The sequence below is a fragment of the Chloroflexota bacterium genome (genome assembly GCA_034717495.1).
Taxonomy (GTDB): Bacteria; Chloroflexota; Anaerolineae; order JAAEKA01; family JAAEKA01; genus JAYELL01.
Genome location: JAYELL010000108.1, coordinates 71,698 through 76,801, shown reverse-complemented (window position 1 = coordinate 76,801; position 5,104 = coordinate 71,698). Strand labels below are relative to the sequence as shown.

The window sequence follows — 5,104 nt, the reverse complement described above, 5'->3', positions numbered from 1 at the left end:
AGCCGAGCAGTGAAAAGCCGAGCAGTGAAAAGCCGGACGAGCAAGTGATCCAGCCGGAACCGGGTGAGGTCGTTGAACAACCGGCACAGGATCCTGGTGCGCCGCAGATCGAATTGGCATTTCCGCCACAGATTATTGGCGTCAACTGCCCGAGCTGTGGTACACCCTATCCGGTTCAGGTTTTCAGTATTGTCGACGTCAAGCAGGACCCGATTTTGAAATCCGTTCTTCTTTCCGGACAGCTGAACGTAGCAACTTGCCCTAACTGTGGCGCATCGGGCGCAGTCGCAGCGCCCTTGCTTTACCACGATCCTGAAAAGGAATTCCTCGGTGTTCATGTGCCGGAACAGATTCCGGTTAACGAGCAGCAAAAGGTGATCGGTGATTTGAGCCGTGGGCTCATGGACAGCCTCCCTCAGGAGGATGTACGCGGTTATATGCTGACGCCCATGCAGTTCCTGAGCTACCAGGCGTTGATCGAAGCGGTTCTCGAGAACGAGGGTGTTACCAGGGAAATGATGGATCGACAGCGCCGCCAGATCAGGCTATTGGAGGAAGTGATCGTCGCGTCAAGTGATCCGGAGGGGTTGCGACTTCTGGTAAACGAACGGGATGAGGAGATGGACGATCAATTCTTTGGCCTTCTCCACACCTTGATCGAATCGAGTGCCTCGTCAGGCGACCAGGAGTCGATTGCCGAGTTGACAGAGCTGCGCGAGCGCCTGATTGAGTTGAGCACCTGGGGAAAGGGCGTGCAGGAACAACGGGCGGCCGTTGCTCAGCTGAAACCCGATACAACGGTGGCTGAATTGCTCGATATGATTGTGGCCGCCGATGCTGATGGTGACAGGGTGGTCGATGCTCTCGTTACGGCGGGGCGTCCCCTGGTCGATTACAGCTTCTTTGAGATGTTGACCTCTCGCATCGGCAGCGCATCGGATCCTGAAGAGGTTACCCGGTTGGAGAACTTGCGGGAGCATATTCTGGATTTCGTGCAGCAGCTCGATGAGTTACAGCAGGCCCTCCTGGGGCAATACCGCCAGGTCCTGGCGGAAATTCTGGCCTCGGATGATATTCCGGCGGCCGTTGCCGAACATGCTGCACTTATCGATCAGAACTTCCTGTCCGTATTGGCAACGAACCTGGAGGAGGCGGAAAACTCGGGTGCCACCGCCGCTGTAAGCCGTCTGCAGGAGGTGTGGGACGCGACGATGGCTCTTGTTCAGGAGGCAGCTCCACCCGAACTCCAACTGGTCAATGAGTTGATGGCCGCCGATAGTTCTCAGGAAACGCGTGCCATCCTGGCGGCAAACCGTGACGCGATCACGCCCGGGTTCATGGAGACCCTGGATGGTCTCATCGAGCAGGCATCTGTCAATGGCAACGAGGAAGTTGTTGCCAGGCTGCGCCAGATTCGTTCTCAGGCCGCATTGATGAGCTGACCTGATAGAAATGGGTTATTTCTTTAAATGGATGCTGAAATAATAACCACAGGCACGGAAATCCTGTTGGGCGAGATTGTGGATACCAATGCCACCTGGATCGCACGCCGGCTGCGGGACCTGGGCCTAAACCTGTACTTCAAAACCACGGTTGGCGATAACCAGGATCGAATCGCTGGCGCCATGCGTCAGTCCCTCGATCGATCCGATCTGCTCATCGTGACCGGGGGACTGGGGCCCACCGTCGACGATGTGACCCGGGAGGCGGCCGCCAGCGCAGCAGGTCGTGCTCTTGTCCTGAATCGGGATAGCCTGAAATGGATCGAAACCATCTTTGGGCGCTGGGGAAGGACGGTCGAGAATAACAATCGCAGGCAGGCATTCATGCCTGAGGGTGCGACTCCCATTCATAATCCTGTGGGCACGGCACCGGGATTCATCCTCGAGGTGCCGCGCGACGAATGCAATCCAGCCTACCTGATCTGCCTGCCCGGGGTGCCGAGAGAAATGAAGCATCTCATGCGGGAGTCGGTTGAACCCTTCATTGCCCAACTTCTCGGCCCAGATCGTTTGGTCATCAAGGCGCGCATTCTGCGGACGGTGGGAATAGGTGAAAGCACCATCGACGAGCGCATCGGCGATCTGATGCATCGCAGCAATCCCACGGTGGGGCTGGCAGCTCATCTGGGGCAGGCCGATATACGCATCGTAGCACGCGCCGCTAGCGAGGAAGAAGCCGAGGCGTTGATTGAAGAGGTCGTCAACGCTATTCAGGCGCGGCTGGGGCGGTTTATTTTTGGTGAGGGAGACGTCACGCTGGAGCAGGTTGTCATCCGGGGCATCGATGCCGCGGGACATTCGCTGACAATCGTAGAGACCAATACGGGGGACGAGATCGCCCGGCGTATTGCTGAAGCGCTCCCTGACACTACCTGCCTGCGGGGTAGCCATCAGTTTTCGGCGCCTGAGGAAATCCTTCCAGGGCTTGAGACCTTTGCGAGTCAGGAGGCGGCAGAGCGATTGGCGCAGCTTGTTATGGCCGATCCAGCACTGCGGCAAGGAGCGTCCCTGGTCATGGTCGTTAGTGGTGATATGGACCCGGCCGCCGGACCTTATGGTGCATATCGGGGCCAAACCTTTTTGGCTCTCGCCAACGGAGAGAGCGTCGATCTGAAACGCTTGGACGTCGGCGGCACTGGCGAGATAGCCCGCCGCTGGATCGGCAACGGCGCCTTGAACTGGTTGCGGATGTGGCTGGCGCAGCAATCTGATCTATGAGTGATTCCGCTCAGGCTCAAGCCGTGGAAAGGGCCAGACAGTCCGAAGTTCTCCATGAGATCCTGCGATTTGGCAACAGCCTTCAAGCCCTGAAGCAGGTACCCCGCACCGGTTGGCTTTTGCGTGGCATCGGCCCAGGTTTGGCCGAGAGTGTCGCGGCCCACTCCTGGGGGATGAGCACGATAGCACTGCTGTTGGCCAGTTTGCTGCCAAATCAAGTCGATCTGGGACGGCTTCTATCGATCTGTCTGCTCCACGATTTGGCAGAAAGTATTCTGGGCGATATCCCCAGCCCAGCGGCCCGCTATTTTCCCGCCAATGCTAAACATGATGCTGAGCGCGGCGTCTTCGAAGACCTGGTCGGTGATCTGCCACAAGGGGTCGATTGGTTGGACCGATGGGAAGAGTTTATGCAGGCGGATTCGCTAGAAGGGCGCATTGCCCGCGACGCGGACCGGCTTGATATGCTTTTCCAGGCCGCGGCCTATGAGAGAGCCGGTAGTGCCAATCTGGGAGAGTTCTGGCAAGGTTGCAATGAGGGATGGTGCTTCGATGAGTCTGCTGCGCTGGTCCGCCTCCTTGTGGAACAACGGTAAAGGGAGCGGATTCTTGACTTTGGTGGCCGTTGGTTCACTCAACCCGGTAAAAGTGTCAGCTGTTTCCGCCGTGATTGGCGAACTCTGGACAGCGGCCGAGGTCGCTGCGGTCGCCGTGGTTTCAGGAGTGCGTCCGCAACCAATCTCCGATCACGAGATGATCGCCGGCGCGCTGATACGGGCCGGCGCGGCACGCGCTGCGCTGGACGGAGATCTGGGAATCGGTCTCGAAGGAGGCATTCAAGTATCGGCCTGGGGCTATTTTCTGACCGGATGGGTTGCTGTGATCGACCGGGCTGGCCGCGAAGGAATCGGCTCCAGTGGGCGAATCCTGTTGCCCCCGATACTGACGGAAGCTCTCGAAGCAGGCGAGGAGTTAGGTCCTGCCATGGACCGCCTCGTTGGACTTCACGATACGCGTAAAGGGCCTGGCTCAGTTGGCATACTTACGAGAGGTCTGGTCTCGCGCCGCGATGCATTTCGCACGGCGACGGCCAATGCGATGGCCCCTTTCCTGCGGCCTGAATGGTACACCGAATGATTTCCGAGAAAACTATGCATGAAAGCCGTTCACTGTTGTTTGCCATCTTGATCCTCGGCTTGTTGATGTTAGGAACCGCAGCATGTGCCGCACCTGCGTTGGTCCCCGATGTTGCCGTAACACGAGTGCCGCTTGGCTTGAACGAAGCTGGCAGTTCTGTCGGTGGCTCGTCGAATGTGGCAGAAGCCGCCGCAGCTGACAGCGCCTCCCTGGGATATCCCGTGGCCGGCACTGCACCAGATTTTCCTGATCTGGACCCGATTGACAGAGGTGGCAACGTTCTCGCACCGCTGGATAATCGGAGCGGAGACCGTGACGCGGTCGAGGGGAATTCGTCTACCGATCAGCTGCTGAGTGCCCTTGCGTCCAGCTTACATCCACTCCAGGAGACCCACAATGTTCTGCTCCTGGGTATGGACCAATGGGATCTCGACTACGTAGGTCGGACAGATACGATCATGTTACTCGCTGTGGATCAGGCAGGGGACCGAGCCGCCGTCGTCAGTTTTCCCCGGGACACCTATTTGCCGATTCCTGGCGTAGGCTATAGCCGAATCAACACGGCGTATACCTATGGCGAGACACGAAAAGAAGGTGGGGGCATTCCGCTGCTGATCAGCACCCTGGAAAAGAATTTCGGTGTGCCGATCCACAACTATGTGAGGATCGACCTCAGCGGATTCGAGGACATCGTCGATGCGCTTGGCGGCGTCGATGTAACGGTGGATTGCCTTCTTTATGATGAAAAGACCTTCAAGTATTTTGGGGTTTACCAACTTGAACCGGGTGAGTATCACATGGATGGACCCCAGGCCCTGCATTATGCCCGAGCCCGCAAGACCACCAGCGATTTCGACAGGGCGAGGCGCCAACAGCGAGTTCTGCTTGCAATAAGAAAGCGAGTTCTTGAAGGGGATCTGATTTCACGAATCCCGGCTCTTTGGGCAGCGTTACGTGACACTGTGGATACCGATCTGGCTGTTACTGATCTGGTGAAATTGGCAAAGTTCGGGGCAACGGTCAGGATCAGGGATCTCAAGGGAATGGTGATCAAGGCGCCGCTGGTAAATGAGTGGATTACACCCCAAGGGGGACAAGTTCAGCTTCCAGACCTTCCTGCGATCCAAGAGGCCCTGGACAATATTTGGGCTCGCGGGTCTCTTTTTGACACCAACTCCGAGGATCGACTTTGCCCTTAGCCTGGACAAACCAGAACCAGGTACTTCTCTTCTCCGATCTTATTTTTC

General features: G+C 57.5%; 5 protein-coding genes. All 5 read left to right on the top strand.

All coding sequences use genetic code 11. The features are described from left to right. On the top strand, positions 1-1,442 hold a 1,442-nt coding region (locus tag U9R25_19465; protein ID MEA3338074.1), incomplete at its 5' end, for a CpXC domain-containing protein. Between the two features lie 27 nt (positions 1,443-1,469). Continuing rightward, entirely contained in the window at positions 1,470-2,720 is a 1,251-nt protein-coding gene (locus U9R25_19460; GenBank protein MEA3338073.1) for a CinA family nicotinamide mononucleotide deamidase-related protein, read from the top strand. Next, the gene (locus tag U9R25_19455; protein ID MEA3338072.1) at positions 2,717-3,316 is read left to right on the top strand and encodes an HD domain-containing protein; all 600 of its coding nucleotides are present in this window, start codon (positions 2,717-2,719) and stop codon (positions 3,314-3,316) included. The genes U9R25_19460 and U9R25_19455 overlap by 4 nt, the downstream gene beginning before the upstream one ends. Before the next feature lie 22 nt (positions 3,317-3,338). Next, a complete protein-coding gene (gene yjjX, locus U9R25_19450; protein ID MEA3338071.1) occupies positions 3,339-3,857 on the top strand; it encodes an inosine/xanthosine triphosphatase in 519 nt (172 codons plus the stop codon). 14 nt (positions 3,858-3,871) lie between these two features. Beyond that, the gene (locus U9R25_19445) at positions 3,872-5,056 is read left to right on the top strand and encodes an LCP family protein (GenBank protein MEA3338070.1); all 1,185 of its coding nucleotides are present in this window, start codon (positions 3,872-3,874) and stop codon (positions 5,054-5,056) included. Positions 5,057-5,104: the final 48 nt, after the last annotated feature.